At 70.6% G+C, this 22,359-nt stretch carries 21 protein-coding genes; 10 read left to right on the top strand and 11 right to left on the bottom strand.

Features of this window, described 5'->3' with window-relative positions; translation table 11 throughout:
• Positions 1-44: 44 nt before the first annotated feature.
• From AC0VX4_RS10130 to AC0VX4_RS10105, 6 genes are all read right to left on the bottom strand, one after another.
• Entirely contained in the window at positions 45-1,190 is a 1,146-nt protein-coding gene (locus AC0VX4_RS10130; RefSeq protein ID WP_475464334.1) for an FAD-dependent oxidoreductase, read from the bottom strand.
• A 46-nt stretch (positions 1,191-1,236) separates the two neighbouring features.
• Positions 1,237-1,590: a metal-sensitive transcriptional regulator gene (locus AC0VX4_RS10125; protein ID WP_006214162.1), complete on the bottom strand. Its 354-nt coding sequence runs from the start codon at positions 1,588-1,590 to the stop codon at positions 1,237-1,239.
• 66 nt (positions 1,591-1,656) lie between these two features.
• Positions 1,657-1,908, bottom strand: coding sequence for a YHS domain-containing protein (locus AC0VX4_RS10120; protein WP_006213356.1), 252 nt, complete (start codon positions 1,906-1,908; stop codon positions 1,657-1,659).
• A gap of 53 nt (positions 1,909-1,961) precedes the next feature.
• Positions 1,962-4,232: a heavy metal translocating P-type ATPase gene (locus AC0VX4_RS10115; protein WP_167560393.1), complete on the bottom strand. Its 2,271-nt coding sequence runs from the start codon at positions 4,230-4,232 to the stop codon at positions 1,962-1,964.
• A 46-nt stretch (positions 4,233-4,278) separates the two neighbouring features.
• Positions 4,279-5,094 (bottom strand): hypothetical protein, encoded by an 816-nt coding sequence (locus tag AC0VX4_RS10110; RefSeq protein WP_081304908.1) that lies wholly within the window; start codon positions 5,092-5,094, stop codon positions 4,279-4,281.
• Between the two features lie 125 nt (positions 5,095-5,219).
• Positions 5,220-5,429: a heavy-metal-associated domain-containing protein gene (locus AC0VX4_RS10105; RefSeq protein WP_006213359.1), complete on the bottom strand. Its 210-nt coding sequence runs from the start codon at positions 5,427-5,429 to the stop codon at positions 5,220-5,222.
• A 625-nt stretch (positions 5,430-6,054) separates the two neighbouring features.
• Here AC0VX4_RS10105 and AC0VX4_RS10100 point away from each other — a divergent pair.
• Positions 6,055-6,411, top strand: coding sequence for a hypothetical protein (locus AC0VX4_RS10100; RefSeq protein ID WP_061873204.1), 357 nt, complete (start codon positions 6,055-6,057; stop codon positions 6,409-6,411).
• A gap of 18 nt (positions 6,412-6,429) precedes the next feature.
• Here the strand turns inward: AC0VX4_RS10100 and AC0VX4_RS10095 are convergent, their stop codons facing one another.
• Positions 6,430-7,158 (bottom strand): formylglycine-generating enzyme family protein, encoded by a 729-nt coding sequence (locus AC0VX4_RS10095; RefSeq protein WP_223246359.1) that lies wholly within the window; start codon positions 7,156-7,158, stop codon positions 6,430-6,432.
• Positions 7,159-7,580: 422 nt separating this feature from the next.
• Here AC0VX4_RS10095 and bioB point away from each other — a divergent pair, with 422 nt between their 5' ends.
• Complete coding sequence (gene bioB, locus AC0VX4_RS10090) at positions 7,581-8,762, top strand: biotin synthase BioB (RefSeq protein ID WP_002856207.1); 1,182 nt, start codon at positions 7,581-7,583, stop codon at positions 8,760-8,762.
• Between the two features lie 93 nt (positions 8,763-8,855).
• Positions 8,856-9,095 (top strand): hypothetical protein, encoded by a 240-nt coding sequence (locus AC0VX4_RS10085; RefSeq protein WP_049161781.1) that lies wholly within the window; start codon positions 8,856-8,858, stop codon positions 9,093-9,095.
• A gap of 92 nt (positions 9,096-9,187) precedes the next feature.
• On the opposite strand, the gene AC0VX4_RS10080 is transcribed toward AC0VX4_RS10085, so the two are convergent.
• Entirely contained in the window at positions 9,188-9,325 is a 138-nt protein-coding gene (locus AC0VX4_RS10080) for a hypothetical protein (RefSeq protein ID WP_002857626.1), read from the bottom strand.
• Positions 9,292-9,843 (bottom strand): hypothetical protein, encoded by a 552-nt coding sequence (locus AC0VX4_RS10075; protein ID WP_136940442.1) that lies wholly within the window; start codon positions 9,841-9,843, stop codon positions 9,292-9,294. Before AC0VX4_RS10075 ends, AC0VX4_RS10080 begins: the two co-directional genes overlap by 34 nt.
• A gap of 136 nt (positions 9,844-9,979) precedes the next feature.
• Here AC0VX4_RS10075 and AC0VX4_RS10070 point away from each other — a divergent pair, with 136 nt between their 5' ends.
• Positions 9,980-11,269: an adenylosuccinate synthase gene (locus AC0VX4_RS10070; RefSeq protein ID WP_002857631.1), complete on the top strand. Its 1,290-nt coding sequence runs from the start codon at positions 9,980-9,982 to the stop codon at positions 11,267-11,269.
• Between the two features lie 127 nt (positions 11,270-11,396).
• On the opposite strand, the gene AC0VX4_RS10065 is transcribed toward AC0VX4_RS10070, so the two are convergent.
• A complete protein-coding gene (locus AC0VX4_RS10065) occupies positions 11,397-13,616 on the bottom strand; it encodes a catalase (protein ID WP_036335107.1) in 2,220 nt (739 codons plus the stop codon).
• A gap of 171 nt (positions 13,617-13,787) precedes the next feature.
• Between AC0VX4_RS10065 and AC0VX4_RS10060 the strand changes: the two genes are divergently transcribed.
• Together AC0VX4_RS10060 and AC0VX4_RS10055 are read left to right on the top strand one after the other, a co-directional pair.
• Entirely contained in the window at positions 13,788-14,573 is a 786-nt protein-coding gene (locus AC0VX4_RS10060; protein ID WP_036335109.1) for a carbon-nitrogen hydrolase family protein, read from the top strand.
• A gap of 135 nt (positions 14,574-14,708) precedes the next feature.
• Positions 14,709-15,248 (top strand): hypothetical protein, encoded by a 540-nt coding sequence (locus tag AC0VX4_RS10055; protein WP_002857637.1) that lies wholly within the window; start codon positions 14,709-14,711, stop codon positions 15,246-15,248.
• Between the two features lie 114 nt (positions 15,249-15,362).
• Here AC0VX4_RS10055 and AC0VX4_RS10050 read toward each other — a convergent pair whose 3' ends face one another.
• Entirely contained in the window at positions 15,363-16,076 is a 714-nt protein-coding gene (locus tag AC0VX4_RS10050) for an IclR family transcriptional regulator (protein WP_060775768.1), read from the bottom strand.
• 150 nt (positions 16,077-16,226) lie between these two features.
• On the opposite strand from AC0VX4_RS10050, the gene hutU reads away from it, so the two are divergent.
• From hutU to hutH, 4 genes are all read left to right on the top strand, one after another.
• The gene (gene hutU / locus AC0VX4_RS10045; protein ID WP_060775767.1) at positions 16,227-17,924 is read left to right on the top strand and encodes a urocanate hydratase; all 1,698 of its coding nucleotides are present in this window, start codon (positions 16,227-16,229) and stop codon (positions 17,922-17,924) included.
• Positions 17,925-18,041: 117 nt separating this feature from the next.
• Positions 18,042-19,418 carry a YjiH family protein gene (locus AC0VX4_RS10040; protein WP_002857640.1) on the top strand — a complete coding sequence of 459 codons (1,377 nt, stop codon included), beginning with the start codon at positions 18,042-18,044 and terminating at the stop codon, positions 19,416-19,418.
• A gap of 47 nt (positions 19,419-19,465) precedes the next feature.
• Positions 19,466-20,671: an imidazolonepropionase gene (gene hutI, locus AC0VX4_RS10035; protein WP_002857641.1), complete on the top strand. Its 1,206-nt coding sequence runs from the start codon at positions 19,466-19,468 to the stop codon at positions 20,669-20,671.
• A 29-nt stretch (positions 20,672-20,700) separates the two neighbouring features.
• A complete protein-coding gene (gene hutH / locus AC0VX4_RS10030) occupies positions 20,701-22,314 on the top strand; it encodes a histidine ammonia-lyase (protein WP_002857642.1) in 1,614 nt (537 codons plus the stop codon).
• The last annotated feature ends 45 nt before the right edge of the window (positions 22,315-22,359 follow it).

Genomic DNA, 22,359 nt, shown 5'->3' with positions numbered 1-22,359 from the left:
AAGCCCCACCGTGGGATCTGCCTAATACAGTCTCCCGCCATTGCCTATGCCCGCACGCCGTGGAGCTGCTGCCCCCACTGGTAGACGGTGCCGACTGCGTCGATGCCAGTGACGCCGACGACGATGCCGTCGATCTCGTGGCGGACGATGAACTCCTCACCCGCTTCCAGGTGGGCGTCTGCGCCGGCTGTGTACCCGACTCCGGAGATCATCTGACCGTAGACCATTGCCATGTAAGGGCTGCGTGGCAGGTAGGCGCCCGGATCGTCGCTAACGCCGAGGTCGTGCAATGCGGCCCGCGCGGCATGCGCACCCTGTGCGGCGGCGTCTTCCCAATGGTCGATGCGCCAGGCGTCCAGTGCTTCGTCGTGGTGCGTGGCCACGCCTCCGGCTGCGTAGACGTGGTCTGCCGCGGCGCGGAGGTGATCGTCGACGTCGATACCGTTCGTCCACGGTGACGGGGCTGCGGGCGTCGTGCCGAGCGCGAGGAGAAGGAAGTCAGCCACGACGGGATTTCCGTCGTTGAGGGTGATGGTGACACCGGATTCTGTTTCGTCGACATGCTGGAGAGTGCGACCGAATCGGGCCTGCACCTTGGCGGCATGGTCGGCGGCGAGGCGCTCAGCCACGGGCGCCCCAAACGCTCCGACGCCGGGAACTGAACTGCGGGAGACCAGCGTGACCATGTGTCCGTCGGCTTGCAGAGACGAGGCTGTCTCGGCTGCGATGATTCCACCGCCGTAGATCGCTACCCGCGCGGGTCGCCCCAGTCCGGTCAGCAGCTTTCGGATGCCCAGGGCATCCTCCACGGAGTGAAGAGCGGTGACCCGCCCTTGTCCGGCGTCGTCGCCGCCGAACACGTCAGCGGGCAGGGAGCGGGGCATGCTCCCGGTCGCGACGATGAGCGCGTCGTAGGAGACTTGTGCGCCGGAGGTCAGCTGGACCTGCTTCGCCGAGGTATCGACTTTGAGCACGGTGTCGGCGATGACCTCGATCTGAGGCAGCGGGAGCTTGATCATCTCCGGCGGTGTCTGACCGAACGCGATTCCCTTGATGAGCATCCGCGTATAGGGCGTCTCCCCGGTGCGGGTCACCAGCGTCACCCGGACATCGTCGCGTGAGGCGAGAGTGCGGGCGGCTGCGGCCCCGGCTGCTCCCGATCCGAGGATGAGGACGTGCTGTGGGGTCATAGAAGAACTCCTGGATGCTGGTCGTGATCGAACTGATGCGCCGGCGTCAGGAGCGCACGAGGCGGGCGATGGCCTCGGACGCCTCGCCGAGCCTCTGCTCGCTCACTGGTCCGCCGGCGAGTGCGGCGTCGAGGACGCAATGCTTGAGGTGATCGTCGAGCAGGCCGAGGGCGACGTTTTCGAGTGCCCTGGTGACTGCGGAGATCTGGGTGAGGATGTCGATGCAGTAGCGGTCCTCGTCGACCATCCGATCGATGCCGCGGATTTGGCCTTCGAGGCGGCGCAGGCGATTGCGGTACTTCGTCTTATCGCTGATGTATCCGTGGACGGACGCGTCGCCGTCGCCTCCTGCGGGGCAGGTGTCGAGGTGGGTTTCGGTGGTGGGAGTCGTAGTGGTCATGTCGGTTCGCTCCGATCAGGTGGCGGGGTGCCGCAGCGGTGCCGCGGCACCCCGCACGCTGGTGGATTACGCCATGTTGGCGGCGTACTTGGCTGGGTCCGAATCGAACGCGGGCCCACAGCCAGCGCAGCAGAAGTAGTAGCGCTCATCCTCGAAGTCGCGGTAGAGGCCGGCGGCCTCGGCGGTCTTCTTGCTGACCGGGGTGCCGACCATGACCGGGCAGGTGGTCATGTCATCGGCGCCCCCGCCAAGAAGGTTCTCGCGTCCACCGTTCTCCACGGCCGGGTTGGTCTCGTTCGTGCTGCAGCAGCTGCTCATTCTCTGGTGTTCCTTCGTTATTGGATTCGTGTGGATGGGTGGGTTCTCGTACGTCACTTCGAGGCGACGCTCGTGAACCCGCGCAGGCGGAGGCTGTTGCCGACGACGAAGACGCTGGAGAACGCCATCGCCGCACCTGCGAGCATGGGGTTGAGCATGCCGAGCGCAGCGACCGGGATCGCGGCGGTGTTGTAGGCGAATGCCCAGAACAGGTTGGTCTTGATCGTCGACAGGGTCTTCCTGGACAGGCGGATCGCGTCGACGGCGGCCCGCAGGTCACCGCGCACGAGCGTGATGTCGGAGGCCTCGATCGCGACGTCCGTGCCGGTGCCCATCGCCAGGCCCAGATCAGCCTGCGCGAGCGCGGGGGCGTCGTTGACGCCGTCGCCGACCATCGCGACGATCTTGCCCTCTTCCTGGAGGCGAGTGACGACGTCGACCTTGTCCTTGGGTAGCACTTCGGCGATGACCTCGTCGATGCCGACCTCGGACGCGATCTGGCGGGCCACGGCCTCGTTGTCACCGGTGAGCAGCACCGGGGTCAGGCCGATCTCCTTGAGCCCGCGGATCGCCTCGGCGCTCGTGGGCTTGACGGTGTCGGCGACGACGAGGATGCCGCGCGCAGCACCGTCCCAGCCGATCGCGACGACCGTCTTGCCCTCGCCCTCGGCCTGGGCCTTCGCCTGTGCGACCTCCGGAGAGAGCTTCTGCGACCAGTCCGCCAGCAGAGACTCGCGGCCGACGACGACCGGGGTCCCCTCGACGATGCCCTGCACGCCCTTGCCCTCGACATTGGCGAAGTCCTCTGGAGTAGGCAGCTGGCCGACTTCCTGGGTCGCGCCCTTGGCGATCGCCTGCGCAATCGGATGCTCCGAAGAGTCTTCCAGTGCACCGGCGAAACGCAGCAGCTCCGCACGATCCACACCGGGCTCAGTGATCACGTCGGTCAGAGTCATCTTGCCGCTGGTGACGGTGCCGGTCTTATCGAGCACGACGGTGTCGACCTTGCGAGTGGACTCCAGCACCTCCGGGCCCTTGATGAGGACGCCCATCTGCGCACCGCGCCCGGTGCCGACGAGCAACGCGGTCGGGGTCGCCAGACCCAGCGCGCAGGGGCAGGCGATGACGAGCACAGCGACCGCTGCGGTGAACGCGGCAGCGACGGGGAACCCGCCTCCCAGCCAGGCGCCGAGGGTGATGAACGCGACGACGATGACGATCGGCACGAAGATGCCGGAGATACGATCGGCCAGACGCTGCACCTCGGCCTTGCCGGTCTGCGCGTCCTCGACGAGCTTCGCCATCTGTGCGAGCTGTGTGTCCGAACCCACACGAGTCGCCCGCACGACCAGGCGGCCGCCGGCGTTGACGGTGGCACCGGTGACCGAGTCGCCCTCGCGGACCTCGACCGGCACGGACTCGCCGGTGAGCATCGAGGCGTCCACCGCGGAGGAGCCGGAGGTCACGAGACCGTCGGTGGCGATCTTCTCGCCTGGACGGACGATGAACTCGTCGCCGACCGCCAGCTCAGAGGTGGGGATCTTCACCTCTACGCCGTCGCGGAGTACGGCGACTTCCTTCGCGCCCAACTCCAGGAGGGCGCGCAGCGCGGCCCCGGCCTGGCGCTTGGATCGCTTCTCGAAGTAGCGGCCGGCGAGGATGAACATCGTCACGCCCGCGCCGACTTCGAGATAAATGTTCGCCGCGCCATCCGACGGAGCGATCGTGAACTCGAAGGGGTGCGTCATGCCGGGAGTGCCGGCAGTGCCGAGGAAGAGCGCATAGAGCGACCACAGCAGCGCGACGGAGGTACCCATCGAGATGAGCGTGTCCATCGTCGCCGCACCGTGCTTGAGGTTCGTCCACGCCGCCTTGTGGAACGGCCAAGCTCCCCAGATGATCACCGGTGCGGCCAGGGCGAGTGAGGCCCACTGCCAATACGTGAACTGCAGCGCGGGGATCATCGCCATCGCGATCACGGGAACAGTGAGCACGATCGCGCCGATCAGCCGATGCCGCAGCGAGGTGAGCTCACTGTCTTCCTCCTCCCCGGCCTCGGTCTCCGACATGTTCGCCGTAGTGTCCTTGGGCTTGGGCAGTGCGGCCGTGTACCCGGTCTTCTCGACCTCGGCGACCAGCAGTGACGGATCGTAGCCGGCAGGCACGGTGACCTTAGCCTTCTCAGTGGCGTAGTTGACGGTGGCCGCGACGCCATCGAGCTTGTTCAGCTTCTTCTCGATCCGGTTCGCGCAGGAGGCGCAGGTCATCCCGCCGATCTCCAACTCGATGTCCGGCCCACCCGTTGGGGGCGCTGATGTGCTCATCCTCTTCCTTCTTTCTCAGCTCTCGTGCGACGCCGGGCCCTGCGGGTCAGTGGCCGTCGGAATGCGAATCGTCTGTCTTCGTGCCGTCACCATGCTCGGCGTCGATCACGAACTCGGCGGTGTGCACCTGCCCGTCGACCTGGAAGTCCAGGTAGAGCAGGTAACGGTCGGCGGTCGGGGCCTCCGCTGCGAATCCGATGTCGGGTCCGGCCGTGTCCCCGGCCTGGGGCTGGTCGCCCTCGGCGTGGACGTGCAGGTAGGCGAGGTCACCCTCGCGCAGCGCCACTAAGTGGCCGAACGCGCCCAGGTAAGGCTCCAGCGTGGTCACCGGCTGACCGTCACGCTCGACCGAGATGGTGAGCTCGCTTGAGGTGCCCGCAGTGAGGTCGCCGTTGAGGGAGACGGTGTATCCGTCGACCTCGTCGGTGGGCTGCGCCTCGGTCTCGACAGGGGTGAAGTCGCCCGCGACCTCGATTGCGCGGGTGAGAGTGATGCCTTCGGCTTCCTCGCCCGCGGGTGTGAAGTCGGCGTACACGCGGTAGGTGCCCGCCTCGTCCCAGGTCCACGGCACCGACCAGGTGCCTGTGCTCGTGTCGAGTTCGGGGTGCACGTGCTGGAAGCCGGCGCCGTCGGTGCGCACGGCGATCAGGTGCAGGTCCTTCTCGTGCGCGGTGGTGTATTCGGTCACCGGTTCGCCGGACTCGTCGAGGATCTGGAAGCTCAGGTCTCCATCCTCGCCTGCGGCCGTGGGGGCCTGGACCGGAGAGAGCACGAAGCCGTCCGCGCTTGCGGAGACCCCGTTCAGAGCGGGCTCCGCGGTTTCCTGCGCAGCGTCGCCGTGCCCTTCACCGTGTGCGTTCACGCCGCTTCCTTCTGCCCATGCTGCTGCGAAGCTATCGGGAATGACGGCGCCGGCGAGGCCGAAGGCCCCGCCGAACGCCACCACCAACCCGGCCCCGTAGAGCGCGAGCCGTCCTCCGGCCTTCATCAGACGCGCACCGCCGAGTAGCCGGCCTCCTCGACCGCCGCGAGGACCTTGGCGTCGTCGATCTCGCCCTCGGCGGTGACGTTGAGCTTGCCGGTCTGCGCGCTGACTTGGATGTCCTGGACGCCGGGGATCTCGCTGACCTCCTCGCGGATCGACATCTCGCAGTGGCCGCAGGTCATGCCCGTCACCTGGTAATCGTTCGAAGCCATCAGGTGTCCTCCTTGTATGTCGGGTTGTACGTCGGGAGTACCCCTACCGGGTACGTGTACTAGTCAAACGTATACCCATGTCAGGTATTCCGCAAGGAGGGAGGCGATCGTGTGAGCTGCATTGCGCAAGTGCTGCAAACAATGGTTGGAGCGTCCGAGGTGTGCCTTGTGGTGCACCGATGCTGCGGGGCGATCCGCTGGGTTCTGGCGCTGCGCGTCGGAGAGTAGTGACCCCTCGGCTCATCAGAACCGTGGACTGCCTTGCCGCATCGACGAAGGCAGCGAAGACTGGTACGAAACCGACTCGCGCCCAGACCCGTCAGTGAGTGGGGTCAACGCTCGGGAAGCGCGGTGCCGGAGACCCCAGGCAGGGGTCTCTGACGGTGACCCTGGTGAAGGCGCGCGGGCGCAGCAGCACGGGGACAGTCAGTGGCCGGGCCGATCCCGTGGAGGACGTCGTCACCCTCGGGGTTGTCGAGATGCAGCAAAGACTGCACGCGACTCGCCGTGAACCGTTCGGAGAGGGGGCGGGATCCGGTGTGTGAGGGAGCCTGGCCGGACGCCCCTGCCGTGCTGGGGCGGGGAGCAGGCTGGGGTATCGAGTCGACAACTCTAGGCTGTCACCGTGACCACTGTTTTAGATCACCTCCGCGCTGATGACCGCGAGCACGTCGGGTACATCGAGATGACCGACGAAGGCCTCTTCATCCCCTACGACCTCCTGCGTCGGCGATGCGGTGAACCCATGGAGTCGACCGAGGCCGAAGAACTGCTTGACACCGTCGGTTTGCAGGCGTTGGGCGAACAGTGGCTGCTTCGCACCGAGGGTGACGCATGGGTGCCCGTGGGCATCCAGGAGTTCTCACGAGAGGCCGTCACAGTGGCGCCGCGGCTCGATGACAGGGCGGTGGCCAAGGCGCCGGATCTCACCGCGACGGTGATGTTGTCGTTGCCGACGGATCGGCTCCGTTCCGCCGAATGAGGCTGGGCGGTTCCCTTCTCAGGCGAAGATCTCCCGCAAGGGTGTCCACCCCACGGGAAGCGGCCCGCAGATGGCGGCTCGTTGCCTGTCTGCCTCATGGGACCAGCCCTGAGCTTGTCCCGGGCTGCCGACCAGACCCCGGGCCAGGCGGAGTCCCACGTCCTCCAGGACGGCGTCCGGGGCGCTGCCCCGGCGCACTGAGGCGCGCACGCTCCAGGGTTCATCCGCCCAGCCACCCCCGCGCAGACTGCGGTAGTCGCCGTAGCGGGCGGGATCGGCGTAGTCCCAGCACCATTCCCAGATGTTGCCGAGCATGTCGTGCAGACCGTGCGGGTTGGCTTTCTTCATGCCGACGGGCTGGGGGCCCTCAAGGTGGTCGAGGCTGGTCCAGGCGATGTCTTCAAGCGGCCCGTAGGTGGGCGAGGTCGTTCCGGCGCGGCAGGCGTACTCCCACTCGGCCTCGGTGGGCAATCGGTACCCGTCAGCGCTCGTGTTCCAGGTGACGGAGCGTCCGTCCCCAGCATGCGTGTAGGCCGGCTGCAGCTCTTCAGCATTGGATAGCTCGTTGCAGAGGTTGATGGTCTCGAACCATGTCAGAGGCGTGAGCGGGCGTCCGGTGCTCCGGTCACGGAGGGGGTGCACGGCCATCTCGAAGGGCTCCAGTTCCACATCCCGTGTGGTCCCGCGACGGGCGTCACGCAGGGTGATTTTTCCCGAAGACAGGGTGGCCATGGAGGGCTGGTTCATGGCGTCAGCGTCGCACACGGGCTGACTGGAGAACCACGAGCTGCACCCGGACAGGGTTCAACTGTCAATACCTAAGTGGCTCGTGGTCGTATGAAACATATTTGCGCGTTTGTGAAATCTTCGCTGCATCTCGACAGCTGCACCCGGACAGGGTTCAACTGTCAATACCTAAGTGGCTCGTGGTCGTATGAAACATATTTGCGCGTTTGTGAAATCTTCGCTGCATCTCGACAGCGTATGAATCCAATTGGCGCGTTTTGGAACTCTTCGCTGCATCTCGACACCGGCCCCTCTGGACCGGCGCACTCGCTGACGTCGGGGTCATGGTCCCGCGCTCCTGAACGCTGTTCAATGAACACTGTTAGAGTCCCTCGGGTCAGACCCACCCGGGGCCGAGCCCCGCCCACCGGAGAGGCCCTCCCATGACCGCAGCCCAGGACGCCGCCGTCGTCGCCCCCGCCCTCGACCCCGAGGAGCTCGTGGACCGCATCGAGGCCGGACACCGGCTCACCGCCGCCGAGGCCGTCGCCGTGCTCGACGCCCCGGACGCCGAGACCTTCCGGCTCGTCGCCGCGGCGTCCCGCCTGCGCGAGCGCCACTTCGGCCGCACCGTGAAGGTCAACTACCTCGTCAGCCTCAAGACCGGCCTGTGCCCCGAGGACTGTACCTACTGCTCCCAGCGGCTCGGCACCGAGGCCCAGATCCTCAAGTACACGTGGCTCAAGCCGGACGAGGCCGTGCGCCAGGCGGGCCTGGGCATCGCCGGCGGCGCCTCCCGCGTGTGCATGGTGGCCTCCGGCACCGGCCCCACGGACCGGGACGTGGACCGCGTGACCGAGATGATCGGCCGGCTCAAGGACGAGCACCCCCAGGTCGAGGTCTGCGCCTGCCTGGGCAAGCTCAAGGACGGCCAGGCCGAGCGCCTCAAGGCCGCCGGCGTGGACGCCTACAACCACAACCTCAACACCGCCGAGTCCCACTACGAGTCCATCTGCACCTCCCACACCTACGCCGACCGCGTGGACACGGTGGAGCGCGCCACCGCCGCCGGCCTGTCCTCCTGCTCCGGCCTCATCGCGGGCATGGGGGAGACCCACGCGCAGCTGGCGGAGGCCGTCCTCGCCCTGCGCGAGCTCGACTCCGACTCCATCCCCGTCAACTTCCTCATGCCCTTCGACGGCACCCCGCTCGCCGGGCACGTCCAGCTGACCCCGCTCGAGTGCCTGCGCATCCTCGCCGTGGTCCGCCTGGCCTGTCCGGACAAGGAGCTGCGGATCGCTGGAGGGCGCGAGATGCACCTGCGCTCGCTGCAGGCCGTGGGCCTGCAGGTGGCCAACTCGATCTTCCTCGGCGACTACCTCACCTCCGAGGGGCAGGACGCGGAGGCGGACCTGAGCATGATCGCCGACGCCGGCTTCACCGTGCTGGGGGCCGCGGCCGCGCCCGCGGACGACGACGGCGCCCCGGACGGCGGCTGCTGCGGCGGGGGTGGGTGCGGGGAGGGCGGCGTCGAGGACGCCTCGACGCGGGGCGGCACGTCGCCCTCGCCGTCACCGGCGCCGCGCCGCCGGGGCGCGGGCACGGCCGAGCCGGCCAACGCCTGAGCCGGCCGGCTCCGGAGCCGGCCGCAGGATCGGCTAGCGTGGGGGCGCCCGACACCGCCCCGCCCCAGCCGCGCCCCGCGCAGGAGGACCGTCATGACCGACGAACAGGACGCCGTGGACGGAGGCGCCGGCGTCCCGTCCTGGCGCGTCATCGCCGACCGCATCAGCGCCGAGCACCGCGCCGCGGACGACGGGCCGATCGACGAGGTGGACCCCGCCGACTTCGACCTCGACGAGGACTGCTGCCTCGGTGGCTGCTGCGCGAAGGGCATCGCCTACCTGGACGCCGTCGAGCAGGCCGCCGCCCGCCGGGCCCGCCGCACCCGCGCCTGAACCCCCGGACGGACGGACAGGAGGACAGACGGCACCGCGCCGGCCGCCCCGTCGATCCGGGGCGGCCGGCGCGGTGTCCGGCGGGTGCTCGGTCAGGCCGGGCCGCGCTCGGCGTACTCGGCGAAGTAGTCGATCACGCGGGCCTGGTTCACGATGAGGAACGGGAACTCGCTGACCGCCGTCGTCGGGAGCGTGCTCAGCGAACGGCGCGGATCCGCCGCACCACGCACACCACGATCACCGCGAGACCCGTGAGCGCGCTGACGGCCGCGAGGGCGAGGCCTGCCACGGAGCCGACGTCCATCGCGGTGCTCTTGCCGAGCAGGTCCATGAGCACCGGGGTCGTGGCGGCGGAGTCCGGGTGGTCGCCGGCGTCGGGGAAGAGGATCGCGGCCAGCGCGAAGGACCCCCAGGAGACGCCCAGCAGCGTGTGCAGCAGGCGGCCCAGCCGGATGCCGCCCCGCTGCTCGTCCAGCGGGTTCACGCGGGGCAGGAGGAACAGGCTCCCCACCATGAGCATGAGGAAGAGCTCGTGGGGCAGGGCGCCGAAGACCATGTAGATGATCGTCATCCAGCCGTTCGCGCCGAAGTTGGAGCGCAGGGCGAGCGCGATCAAGGGCAGGGCGAGCAGGGCCAGCGCCCACGGCAGCACGGCCCAGGGCCGCCACGTGCCCACGCTCGGGCCCTTGCGGGTGGGGGCCGGGGCGGTGAAGTCCGAGTGCTGTGTGTGGGGCGCTGCGGTGCTCATGGAGCCAGCGTAGCCAGAGGGTGGCATCCGTCACGCTGGTAGGATTCGGGGGTACGGCCTCCGTGCGCACCGCAAGGAGGCGTCTTCCATGTATGGGCCCGAACGGGGCGACCCGCGGCCCTGAGGAGAGATGCAGATGCCAGCGATCGCGATCGTCGGAGCCCAGTGGGGCGACGAGGGCAAGGGCAAGGCCACCGACCTGCTGGGCGGGCGGGTGGACTACGTCGTCAAGCCGAACGGCGGCAACAACGCCGGCCATACCGTCGTCGTCAACGGGGAGAAGTTCGAGCTCAAGCTCCTGCCCGCCGGCATCCTCTCGCCCAACGCGACCCCCGTGATCGGCAACGGCGTGGTGGTGAACCTGGAGGCGCTGTTCGAGGAGATCGACGGGCTCGAGTCCCGCGGCCACTCGTGCGAGCACCTGAAGATCTCCGCCAACGCCCACCTCGTGGCGCCGTACCACCAGACCATGGACAAGGTGACCGAGCGGTTCCTGGGCAAGCGCGCGATCGGCACCACCGGCCGCGGCATCGGCCCCGCCTACATGGACAAGGTGGCCCGCCTGGGCATCCGCGTGCAGGACATCTTCGACGAGTCGATCCTGCGCCAGAAGATCGAGGGCGCCCTGCGGCAGAAGAACGAGCTGCTGGTGAAGCTCTACAACCGCCGCGCCGTGACCGTGGACGAGATCGCCGAGTACTTCCTGGGCTACGCGGACCGCCTGCGCCCCATGGTCGTGGACTCCGTGAACCTGCTCAACGACGCCCTGGACGAGGGCAAGGTGGTGCTCATGGAGGGCGGCCAGGCCACCTACCTGGACGTGGACCACGGCACCTACCCGTTCGTGACCTCGTCCAACCCGACCGCCGGCGGCGCGGCCGTGGGCGCGGGCATCGGCCCCACCCGCTTCTCCCGGACCATCGGCATCGTGAAGGCCTACACCACGCGCGTCGGCGCCGGCCCGTTCCCCACGGAGCTCTTCGACGAGATGGGCGAGCAGCTGCGCACCACCGGCGGCGAGTTCGGCGTGAACACCGGCCGCCCGCGGCGCACCGGCTGGTACGACGCCGTCATGGCCCACTACGCCGCCCGGATCAACGGCTTCACGGACTACTTCCTCACCAAGCTGGACGTGCTCACCGGCATCGAGAAGATCCCGGTGTGCGTGGCCTACGAGGTGGACGGCGTGCGCCACGACCGCATGCCCATGACCCAGACCGAGTTCCACCACGCGAAGCCCGTCTACGAGCACTTCGACGGGTGGACCGAGGACATCTCGGGCGCCCGCGCGTTCACGGATCTGCCGCTGAACGCCCAGCGCTACGTGGAGGCCCTCGAGAAGCTCTCCGGCTGCCGGATCTCCGCGATCGGCGTGGGCCCGGGCCGCGACCAGGTGGTCCAGGTCCGGGACCTCATCCAGGACTGACCCGGCCCGCCGCCCCGCCCCCGGCCCACCCTGACCTGCACTTTCGAACGTGGAAGAGGGCGAATGGGCGCTTTCGAACGTGAGATAGGCCCTATCTCACGTTCGAAAGCGCCCGGGGGTCGCTCGGTCAGTCGGCCAGGCGGCCCGTCGTCGGGAAGCGGTCCCACACGCGGTGCGCGGGCAGCAGCTCCGTCAGCCGGCTGACGGCGGAGGCGCCGTCCGCCGCGGACTCGACGCCCTTGCCGGACACCTGGGCGGCCGCGAGGACGGCCTCCGCCGGCTCGAGGGCGAGGATCGCCTTGGAGTGGCGCCACATCTCCTGCAGCACCTTGACGACGCGCGGGTCCACCGCCTCGGAGTCGGCGGCGCCGGCCTTCTGGTCCAGGCTGGGGGCGGCGTCTGCGGCGGGGGCCGCCGGCGAGGCCACGACCACGGCATCCAGCTCGATGGACGCGGCGGTCAGGTAGGTCCGCTGGGCCACGATCTCCCCGGCCACGGGGCCGCCCTTCGGTGCGATGACCAGCGGGACCATGCCCGCACCGTGGATGCCCTGCACGAGGGCGTCCAGCTCCTTCTCGTCCACGGACTCGCCCACCACGACGCCGACCTGACGGCCGTCGAGCGGCCACGCCCCGCCGATCTGGGACAGCACGGGGGAGGGCTGCACGTCGGCCGGGGTCTCGGTCGGCGCGGGGACGGGGATGCCCAGGCCGTCCGCGACCTGCTGGGCCAGTCGCGTGTCGATCGCGGCGAGGTGGGCCAGCTGGCGCTCTCGGATGGTCTGCTCGTAGCACTTGCCGAGCTCGAACGTGTACGCCTGCGCCACGTGCTCGCGCTCCACCTCGGAGAGGGAGAGGAAGAACAGGCGCGCCTGCGAGAAGTGGTCGTCGAAGGACGCGGCGTGCGCGCGCTCCTTCACCGAGGCCGGCAGCGGCTCCGGGTGCTCGATGAACGCGTGGTCGTCCGCGGGGGTCTCGTACGGCAGGCCGCCGTCGAGCGAATTGGGCCGGTACGGTGCCACCCCGCGATGCACGGCGCTCTGGTGGAAGCCGTCACGCAGCATGTCGTTGACCGGGGCGTGCGGGCGGTTGATGGGCAGCTGGTTCCAGTTCGGCCCGCCGAGGCGGGTGAGCTGCGTGTCCAGGTAGGAGAAGAGGCGGCCCTGCAGGAGCGGGTCGTTGGTGACGTCGATGCCGGGCACGAGGTTGGCCGGGTTGAAGGCCACCTGCTCCGTCTCCGCGAAGTAGTTGGACGGGTTGGCGTTCAGCGTCATGCGGCCGAGGGGCTGCACGGGGGCGAGCTCCTCCGGGACCAGCTTCGTGGGATCGAGCAGGTCGATCCCCTCGAACATCTGCTCCTCGTTGTCCTCGAACACCTGCACGCCGAGCTCCCACTCGGGGAAGGCGCCGGCCTCGATCGCGTCGGCGAGGTCACGCCGGTGGAAGTCCGGGTCCATGCCGTTGGTGAGCAGCGCCTCCTCCCAGGTCACGGAGTGCACGCCGAGCATCGGCTTCCAGTGGAACTTGACCAGCACGGTGGAGCCGTCCGCCGCGATGAGGCGGTAGGTGTGGACGCCGAAGCCCTCCATCATGCGGTAGGAGCGCGGGATGCCGCGGTCGGACATGTTCCACAGGGTGTGGTGCTGCGCCTCGGTGTGCAGGGACACGAAGTCCCAGAACGTGTCGTGCGCGGACTGCGCCTGTGGGATCTCCCGGTCCGGGTGCGGCTTCACCGAGTGCACGACGTCCGGGAACTTGATGGCGTCCTGCACGAAGAACACGGGGATGTTGTTGCCCACCAGGTCCCACGTGCCCTCGTCCGTGTAGAACTTGGTGGCGAAGCCGCGGGTGTCGCGGGCCAGGTCCATGGAGCCGCGGGAGCCGGCCACGGTCGAGAAGCGGACGAACACCTCCGTCTCCTTGTCCTTGGCGAAGAGCCCGGCCCGGCTGATCTTCGCGGCGGTGCCGTAGCCGCGGAACACGCCGTGGGCGCCGGCGCCGCGGGCGTGGACCACGCGCTCGGGGATGCGCTCGTGGTCGAAGTGGCTGAGCTTCTCCCGCAGGTGGTGGTCCTGCAGCAGGGTGGGGCCGCGGCGGCCGGCCTTGAGCGAGTGGTCCGAGTCCTGCAGGCGGACGCCGTGCGCGGTGGTCAGGTACGGGCAGCCCTGCGCTGCGGTCGCCGGGTCTGCACCGGTGTCCTGGCCGGTGGGGGAGACCTGGGCCGGGCCGCGCTGGTCCGGGGCCGGGACGGCCACGGGCTGGTCCGGGTGGGTGAGGGCGGTGTGCTCCTCGAGGTCGGGGGTGATCGGCCCCGGCGTGCCGGGGATGTCGGGCTGCTGGGTGGTCATCGCGTCTGCTCCTGTGGTGTCGACGTGCCGCGCGGTGCCGCGCGGATCGGGGGATGGACGACGACGGCGGCCGATGCGGGCCGACGTCGTGCCCGGCTTCCAGCGTGGCGGCTGGCCGCGGCGCTGACCAGGGCTGACGGCCACCGGCGGGGGCCTGGCTACCCTGGGGGCATGAGGATCAGCGTGGGACAGTTCGGGCCCAGGGGCGACGTCGAGGCGAACCTGGCCGTGATGGCCCGCCTCGCCGCCCGCGCCGCGGGCGAGGGGGCGGACCTCCTGGTGCTGCCCGAGGAGGCCATGCTCGGGGCCCGCGAGGTGGGGGAGGAGTTCCCCGACGCCGTCGCCGCGGCCTGGGAGCCGTTCGCCGCGGGCCTGGCCGCGCTGGCGCGTGAGCACGGGATCGCCGTCGTCGCGGGCGGCTACGAGCCGGGACCGGACCGGCGTCCCTACAACACGCTGCTGGCGGTGGGCGCGGACGGCACCCGACTGGGTGCGTACCGCAAGCTCCACCTCTACGACGCGTTCGCACATCGCGAGTCGGACCGGATCACCCCCGGCGACGGCGGCGTCGCGGCGATCGAGCTCGGCGGGCTCCGCCTGGGTCTGCTCACCTGCTACGACCTGCGCTTCCCCGAGCTGTCCCGGCGTCTGGCGGTGGAGGGCGCGGACGTGCTCGTGATCCCCGCGGCGTGGTTCTCCGGCGAGCACAAGGTGGACCACTGGCGCACCCTGCTCAAGGCCCGCGCGGTGGAGAACACGGTGTGGGTGGCCGCGGCGGACACGTGCTCGGACGGCACCGTGGGCCACTCGATGATCGTGGACCCGCTGGCGCTGCCCGTCGCCGAGCTCGCCGACGAGCGGGAGGCCGTGGTGACCGCGGAGGTCACCCGCGAGCGGATCGAGGAGGTCCGGGAGTTCCTCCCCTCGCTCGCCAACCGCCGCACCGACGTCCTCTGAGCCGCCCCGCCCGGCGGACGGGTCACCATTACCCCCTCGGGCTGGGAAAAGCCTAAAATCACGTCAGACGTGCAACCAGACGGGCGCCCTGGCGCCCGGAACGCGCCCCGCCCGGGGCGGGACGGGAGATCAGAGATGACCATCAACGCCGACGGCAGCCACGCCGTCCAGCCCCACACCGCGAACGCCCACACCGCCCCGACCCGCCCCGTGCGCCACGCCGTGGTGGAGGAGGAGGTGCTCGAGCCGCTGCGCCCGGTGGACGGCTGGGGCTTCACCAACCGCGTCATCCTCGTCTCGGTGCTCGTCGTGATCATCGGCGACGTCGTGCGCGTGCTCACCGGCGGCCTGGGTGATCCCAACGGCTCCGTGGCGCTGGGCGAGACCGGCCACGGCTGGGTCGTGCTGGTGCAGTCGTTCATGTTCGGCCTGGTGGGCGGCGCCCTGGCGGGCGCGGCCGGCTACCTGATCGTGCTGCTGATGGGCGGGGCCGCCCGCTCCGTCGTGCGCTACGTGGTCGGTGGCGTGGTCGGCGGCTTCCTCGGCGCCGTGGGCCTGTTCGCGGTGTTCTCCAACACCGTCCTCTATGGGTCGGGCCTGCACCTGTTCTGGATGCTGCCGGTGGCCGGCCTGCTCGGCGGCCTCTGGGCGGGCGTCGTCTCCTCCCGCCGCTGATCCCCGGACCCGGCGCCTCGGGCGCCGGTCACAGAGAAAGGCCCCGGTCCCGGCTCTCGCCGGGCCCGGGGCCTTCTCCGTCATCACTCGCACCTTCGATGAGGTGGCTTCAGCCTACGAAGTCGCCTTGGGCTTTCCAGGGGAGTCGACTGGGTGTTCCCTGGGAGTGTCGGCCGCCCCGAGCAGGTGCGCGAGCTCGCCGGTGGCGGCGACGAGGGCCGCCCCGCACCGGTCCGCCAGCTCGTCCGTGCAGCGGTAGGCCGGCACGAGCGTGCTGAGCGCCCCGACCACCGTGCCCGCCACGCTGATGGGGGCGGACAGCGAGGTGACATCCTTCTCCACGGAACGGGTGCGCAGCGTGTAGTCCCCCGCGGCCACGCTGCCGCGCAGGGCGTCGCCCACGGCCGTGCCCGCCAGGGGGACGGTGCGTCCGACCCAGTTCGTGTGGCGGACCGAGTGCGTGCCCTCCACGATCGCCAGGTAGACGGCGGAGTCCGGAGGGGTCGTCACCGAGAGGTAGACGGATTCGCCCGTGGCGGCCACGACGTGGTCCATCGGCCCGCGGGCCAGCTGCACGAGCGAGTCCCGGGAGAAGGCCCGCGCCCCGAGCTGGATGAGGCGCACGCCGGGGCGGTAGGCACCGTCGTCGTCGCGGGCCACGAAGCCGGACCCCTCGAGGCTGCGCAGCAGGCGGAGCGCCGTGGACGCCGGCAGCTCCGTGGCGCGGGCGGCCTCGGTCAGGCTCAGCCGGGGCTGCTCGGTGACGGCGGCGAGCAGGTCCAGGGCCCGGTCCACGGTGCGCGTCGAGGCGGTGGGGGTGGAGGTCATGACAGGGAGCGTAACGGGTGCGGGACATGCGGATCGGGCTTGCGCGTGAGCCGGGCCACTGTTTCAATGTTCGGAAAGTGCATGCCGAGCCGTGAAATCACAGGGGCCACCCGTCCCGCCGGCGCACGCACCCCGTCGAGAGGAACTGCCATGGCCGTGGGCTTCACCCAGCACGACCCGTCCCGCACCATCCGCGCCCCGCGCGGCACCGAGCTGTCCGCCAAGTCCTGGCAGACCGAGGCCCCGCTGCGGATGCTCATGAACAACCTGGACCCCGAGGTCGCCGAGCGTCCCGAGGACCTCGTCGTCTACGGCGGCACCGGCCGTGCGGCCCGCTCCTGGGAGGCCTACGACGCCATCGTCGCCACCCTCAAGGACCTCGAGGAGGACGAGACCCTCCTGGTGCAGTCCGGCAAGCCGGTCGGCGTCGTCAAGACCAACGTGTGGGCTCCCCGCGTGCTGATCGCCAACTCCAACCTGGTGGGCGACTGGGCCGACTGGAAGACCTTCCGCGAGCTCGAGGCCGAGGGCCTGATGATGTACGGCCAGATGACCGCCGGCTCGTGGATCTACATCGCCACCCAGGGCATCCTGCAGGGCACCTACGAGACCTTCGCCGCGATCGGCCGCAAGCGCTACGACGGCTCCCTCAAGGGCACCTTGACCCTCACCGGCGGCTGCGGCGGCATGGGCGGCGCCCAGCCCCTGGCCGTCACCCTCAACGGCGGCGTCTGCCTGATCGTGGACGTATCGGAGGACCGCCTGCGCCGCCGCATGGGCAAGCGCTACCTGGACGAGGTGGAGACGGACATCGACAAGGCCGTCGAGCGCGTCATGCAGGCCAAGCGCGACGGCGAGGCCGTCTCCGTGGGTCTCGTGGGCAACGCCGCCGAGGTGTTCCCCGAGCTGCTCGAGCGCCAGAAGGCCGGCACCGTCGAGATCGACATCGTCACCGACCAGACCTCCGCGCACGACCCGCTGTCCTACCTGCCGATCGAGATCGACGAGAAGGACTGGCACGCCGAGGCCGAGTCCGACCCGGACACCTTCACCAAGAAGGCCCAGGAGTCCATGGCCCGCCAGGTCGAGGCCATGGTCGGCTTCCAGGACATCGGCGCCGAGGTGTTCGACTACGGCAACTCCATCCGCGACGAGGCCCGCAAGGCCGGCTACTCCCGCGCGTTCGAGTTCCCGGGCTTCGTCCCGGCCTACATCCGCCCGCTGTTCTGCGAGGGCCTCGGCCCGTTCCGCTGGGCCGCGCTGTCCGGCGACCCGGAGGACATCCGCGTGACCGACGAGGCCCTGAAGGAGCTGTTCCCCGAGAACGAGCACCTGCACCGCTGGCTCGACGGCGCCGCCGAGTTCGTGGAGTTCGAGGGCCTGCCGGCCCGCATCTGCTGGCTGGGTTACGGCGAGCGCCACAAGGCCGGCCTGCTCTTCAACCAGCTCGTGGCCGAGGGCAAGGTCAAGGCGCCGATCGTGATCGGCCGCGACCACCTCGACTCCGGCTCCGTGGCCTCCCCGTACCGCGAGACCGAGTCCATGCTGGACGGCTCCGACGCGATCGCCGACTGGCCGCTGCTCAACGCGCTGACCGCCACCTCCTCCGGCGCCACCTGGGTCTCGATCCACCACGGCGGCGGCGTCGGCATCGGCCGCTCCATCCACGCCGGCCAGGTCGGCCTGGCCGACGGCACCGAGCTGGCCGCGGCCAAGCTCACCGCCCTGCTGACCAACGACCCCGCCATGGGCGTCTTCCGCCACGTCGACTCGGGCTACTCCCGGGCCGTCGAGGTCGCCGCCGAGCGCGGCGTCCGTGTGCCCATGGAGGCCACGATCCGGGACTGACCCCGGTCACGTCGTCGGACGACGACGGTGCCGCCGCGCCGTCGCCGTCCGACGACATCACCGCCGCGAGCCGGACGGGCGTCCGCCTGTCCGGCTCGCGATCGAAAGGACACCACGATGGACTCGTCCCGCCCCGCAGACCACGAGCTGCACACCGACACCACCGCGATGGCCGCGATCGAGGCCGACGCGCCCCGACCGCCGGCGCGCTGGCGCATGATCGTCTACTCGGCGATCGGCATCGTCATGTTCTTCGTGCCCGTCACGATCAACGGGGCGAGCTCCATCCCCCTGGACCACCTGGTGACCTGGGTGCGCGGGCTGCTCGGCCCGGCCGACCGCTGGGTGGGCCTGGCCATCATCGCCGCCGGCGCCGTGTACCCGTTCGCCTCGGGCCGCTGGCGGACCAGCACCACGCGGACGGTCTTCGCGTTCCTCGCCGTGCTCGGCCTGGTCGCCTCGGCGATGGTCGTGTTCGGCGTGGGCCCGAGCTGGATCCTGGACGAGAGCATCGGCCCGTTCCTGATGGACAAGCTCGTGGTGCCCGTGGGCCTGATCGTCCCCGTCGGCGGCGTCTTCCTGGCCCTCGTGATCGGCTACGGCCTCATGGAGTTCGTGGGCGTCTACCTGCGCCCGGCCATGCGGCCGATCTGGCGCGTGCCCGGCCGCGCCGCCGTCGACGCCGTCGCCTCCTTCGTGGGCTCCTACGCCCTGGGCCTGCTGCTGACGAACCGCATGTACACCGGCGGCCGCTACACGGCCCGCGAGGCGGCGATCATCGCCGTCGGCTTCTCCACGGTGTCCGCGACCTTCATGGTGATCGTCGCCAAGACGCTGGGCCTGATGGACATCTGGCTCTGGTACTTCTTCGGCACCCTCGTGGTGACGTTCGTGGTCACGGCCATCACCGTGCGCATCCCGCCGCTGAGCCGCATCCCGGACGAGGTGTACCCCGGCGCGGTGCACTCGCCCGAGCAGGCCGTCACCCGGGACCGCTTCCGCGTGGCCCGTCGCGCCGCCGAGCAGACCCTCGCCGAGGCCCCGTCCCTGCCGAAGAACATCTGGGTCAACTTCCGGGACGGCCTCGTGATGGTGCTCCAGATCCTGCCCTCCATCATGTCCGTGGGCCTGATCGCCCTGGTCCTGGCCACGTACACGCCCGTGTTCGAGTGGATCGGCGTGATCTTCTACCCGCTGTTCTGGGCGCTCGGCTACTCCGACCCCGGCCTGCTGGCCTCGGCCTCCGCCACCTCGATCGCCGAGATGTTCATCCCGGCCACGATGGCGGCCGGTCACGAGGACCTCGTCGCCCGGTTCGTGATCGGCGTCGTCTGCGTCTCCGCGATCATCTTCTTCTCCGCGGTGGTTCCTGCCATCCTGGCCACGGACATCCCCGTGAAGATGTGGCACCTCCTGGTGATCTGGGTCGAGCGCGTGGCGCTCACCATCGTGCTGGCCACGCCGCTGGCCCACCTGGTGGCCGCGCTCACCTGAGGCCCACCCCACCGACCCACCCCCGTCCGTCCCGCAGAGAGGCCCCCATGCGCTCCACGCTCATCACCGACATCGCCGAGCTGACCACCGTCGACCCCGAAGGGCGGGTGCTCACGGACGCGGCCGTCGTCGTCGAGGACGATCGCATCGCCTGGATCGGCCCCGCCGCGGACGCCCCGGACGCGGACGACCGGGTGTCCGTCGAGGGCCGCGCCGTGCTGCCCGGCTGGGTGGACTCCCACACGCACCTCGTGTTCGACGGGGACCGCTCCGCCGAGTTCGAGGCCCGCATGGCCGGCGAGTCCTACGCGGCCGGCGGCATCGGCGTGACCACCTCCGCCACCCGTGCCGCCTCGGACGACCGCCTGGCCGAGCTGGTCCGCGGCCGGGTGGCCGACGCGGTGGCCGGCGGCACCACCTACCTCGAGACCAAGACCGGCTACGGGCTCACCGTGGAGGAGGAGGCGCGCCACGCGCGCCTGCTGGCCGGGCTGCGCGAGGAGGGCCTCGTGGACGAGGTGACCTTCCTCGGCGCCCACCTCGTGCCCCCGGGCCGGGACGCGGAGGACTACCTGGACGACGTCGTCGGGCCGATGCTCGAGGCCGTGCGGGAGCACGCGGGCTGGGTGGACGTGTTCTGCGACACCGGCGCCTTCGACGCCGAGCAGACCCGCCGCGTGCTCGCCGCGGGCGTGGCGGCGGGCCTGGGCGTGCGCCTGCACGGCAACCAGATCGAGCAGGGCCCGGGCGTGGGCGTGGCCGTGGAGTTCGGCGCCGCCTCCGTGGACCACGTCAACCACCTCTCCGACGCGGACGTCGAGGCCCTGGCCGGCACCTGGACCGGCTGGGACCGCGCCTCGGCCACCGGGACGCCCGGCACCGTGGCCGGCTGCCTGCCCGCGTGCGACCTGTCCACCCGCGCCCCGCTGGCGCCCGCGCGTCGCCTGCTCGACGCCGGCATCGAGGTCTCCCTGGCCTCGAACTGCAACCCGGGCACCAGCTACACCACGTCCATGAACTTCAACGTGGGCACCGCCGTGCTGCAGATGCACCTGACCCTCGCCGAGGCCGTGCGCGCCGCCACCCTCGGCGGGGCCCTCGGCCTGCGGGCGCAGGACCGCGTCGGCAGCCTCGAGGTCGGCAAGCGCGCCGACCTGCACGTGCTCGACGCCCCCGCCGCCATCCACCTGGCCTACCGGCCCGGCATGCCGCTGACCCACGCGGTCTGGCGCGCGGGCCGCCGGGCCGTCTGATCGACCGACTGCAAGGAGAACGCATCACCATGACCACCCCTCCCGTCACCGTCACGCTCGGCACGTCCGGGGCCACCCTGGACGACGTCGTCGCCGTGGCCCGCCACGACGCCCGCGTGGTGCTCGCCGACGACGTGCTCGAGACCGTCGGCGCGGTGCGCCGCCACGTCGAGGCGCTGGCCGAGGCCGAGACCCCCACCTACGGCGTGTCCACCGGCTTCGGCGCGCTCGCGGACAAGCACATCCCGCTCGAGTCCCGCGCGCAGCTGCAGAAGTCCCTGATCCGCTCCCACGCCGCCGGCATGGGCCCCGTGGTGGAGCGCGAGGTCGTCCGCGCGCTGATGTTCCTGCGCGCCACCACGCTGGCCTCCGGCCGCACGGGCGTGCGCCCCGTGGTGGTCGAGACCTTCGTGGCCATGCTCAACGCGGGCATCACCCCCGCCGTGCGCGAGTTCGGCTCCCTGGGCTGCTCCGGCGACCTCGCCCCGCTCTCCCACGTGGCCCTGGCGCTGATGGGCGAGGGCGACGTCGTCGGGGCGGACGGCGCGCTGCGTCCGGCCGGCGAGGCGCTCGCCGAGGCCGGGATCGAGCCGGTCGAGCTGCGGGAGAAGGAGGGCCTGGCCCTCGTCAACGGCACCGAGGGCATGCTCGGCATGCTGATCATGGCGCTGGCCGACCTCGAGGAGCTCGCCGACACCGTGGACCTCACCGCCGCGATGTCCGTGGAGGCGCTGCTCGGCACCGACCGCGTGTTCGTGCCGGAGCTGCACCTGCCGCTGCGCCCCCACCCGGGCCAGGCGACCTCCGCCGACCGGATGCTGAGGATCCTGGCGGGCTCGCCGATCGTGGCCAGCCACAAGGAGGGCGACTCCCGCGTGCAGGACGCCTACTCGCTGCGCTGCGCCCCGCAGGTGGCCGGCGGCCTGCGCGACACCCTCGCGTACGTGCGCACCGTGGCCGAGCGCGAGCTCGCCGCCACCGTGGACAACCCGGTGGTGCTCGACGACGGCCGGGTGAGCTCGAACGGCAACTTCCACGGGGCGCCCGTGGCGTACGTGCTGGACTTCCTGGCCATCCCGGTGGCCGACGTCGCCAGCATGTCCGAGCGCCGCACCGACCGCATGCTGGACCCGGCCCGCTCGCATGGGCTGCCCGCGTTCCTCGTGGACGACCCGGGCGTGGACTCCGGCATGATGATCGCCCAGTACACGCAGGCCGGGCTCGTCTCGGACATGAAGCGCCTGGCCGTGCCCGCGTCCGTGGACTCCATCCCGTCCTCCGCGATGCAGGAGGACCACGTCTCCATGGGCTGGCACGCCGCCCGCAAGCTGCGCTCGGCCGTGGAGAACTTCCGCCGCGTGCTCGCCGTCGAGCTCGTGGCCGCCGCCCGCGCGATCGAGCTGCGCGCGCCGTTGCAGCCCTCCGCCGCGACCGGTGCCGCCGTCCGCGTGATCCGCGAGGCCGGCGTGCCCGGTCCGGGTCCGGACCAGTACATGGCGCCGCAGCTGGCCGCCGCCGAGCAGGCCCTGCGCGACGGGTCCGTGCTGGCCGCCGTGGCGGAGGCGCTCGCGGGCGTCTCCGCCGACGCCGAGCCGCAGGACCTGGCCGAGGAGTCCGAGGGCGCCGAGGCCGAGGGGCACTGACGCCGCCGAGCGGTCAGACGCCACAGAGTGGTCACGACATGCCGC

The sequence above is a fragment of the Micrococcus sp. 63XJN7_8_ISO-PGPR-S23-253 genome (assembly GCF_056173425.1).
Note: the sequence above shows the minus strand (reverse complement) of the source record. Positions and strands in the feature narration are given on the sequence as shown.

Bases quoted from the DNA above. Each gene is read 5' to 3' on its own strand.
- hutI (WP_002857641.1), top strand. From the start codon at position 19,466: ATGCGCTCCACGCTCATCACCGACATCGCCGAGCTGACCACCGTCGAC.
- hutH (WP_002857642.1), top strand. From the start codon at position 20,701: ATGACCACCCCTCCCGTCACCGTCACGCTCGGCACGTCCGGGGCCACC.
- bioB (WP_002856207.1), top strand. From the start codon at position 7,581: ATGACCGCAGCCCAGGACGCCGCCGTCGTCGCCCCCGCCCTCGACCCC.
- AC0VX4_RS10040 (WP_002857640.1), top strand. From the start codon at position 18,042: ATGGACTCGTCCCGCCCCGCAGACCACGAGCTGCACACCGACACCACC.
- AC0VX4_RS10115 (WP_167560393.1), bottom strand. From the start codon at position 4,232: ATGAGCACATCAGCGCCCCCAACGGGTGGGCCGGACATCGAGTTGGAG.
- AC0VX4_RS10125 (WP_006214162.1), bottom strand. From the start codon at position 1,590: ATGACCACTACGACTCCCACCACCGAAACCCACCTCGACACCTGCCCC.
- AC0VX4_RS10075 (WP_136940442.1), bottom strand. From the start codon at position 9,843: ATGAGCACCGCAGCGCCCCACACACAGCACTCGGACTTCACCGCCCCG.
- AC0VX4_RS10050 (WP_060775768.1), bottom strand. From the start codon at position 16,076: ATGACCTCCACCCCCACCGCCTCGACGCGCACCGTGGACCGGGCCCTG.
- AC0VX4_RS10055 (WP_002857637.1), top strand. From the start codon at position 14,709: ATGACCATCAACGCCGACGGCAGCCACGCCGTCCAGCCCCACACCGCG.
- AC0VX4_RS10085 (WP_049161781.1), top strand. From the start codon at position 8,856: ATGACCGACGAACAGGACGCCGTGGACGGAGGCGCCGGCGTCCCGTCC.
- AC0VX4_RS10060 (WP_036335109.1), top strand. From the start codon at position 13,788: ATGAGGATCAGCGTGGGACAGTTCGGGCCCAGGGGCGACGTCGAGGCG.
- AC0VX4_RS10070 (WP_002857631.1), top strand. From the start codon at position 9,980: ATGCCAGCGATCGCGATCGTCGGAGCCCAGTGGGGCGACGAGGGCAAG.
- AC0VX4_RS10130 (WP_475464334.1), bottom strand. From the start codon at position 1,190: ATGACCCCACAGCACGTCCTCATCCTCGGATCGGGAGCAGCCGGGGCC.
- hutU (WP_060775767.1), top strand. From the start codon at position 16,227: ATGGCCGTGGGCTTCACCCAGCACGACCCGTCCCGCACCATCCGCGCC.
- AC0VX4_RS10120 (WP_006213356.1), bottom strand. From the start codon at position 1,908: ATGAGCAGCTGCTGCAGCACGAACGAGACCAACCCGGCCGTGGAGAAC.
- AC0VX4_RS10105 (WP_006213359.1), bottom strand. From the start codon at position 5,429: ATGGCTTCGAACGATTACCAGGTGACGGGCATGACCTGCGGCCACTGC.
- AC0VX4_RS10065 (WP_036335107.1), bottom strand. From the start codon at position 13,616: ATGACCACCCAGCAGCCCGACATCCCCGGCACGCCGGGGCCGATCACC.
- AC0VX4_RS10095 (WP_223246359.1), bottom strand. From the start codon at position 7,158: ATGAACCAGCCCTCCATGGCCACCCTGTCTTCGGGAAAAATCACCCTG.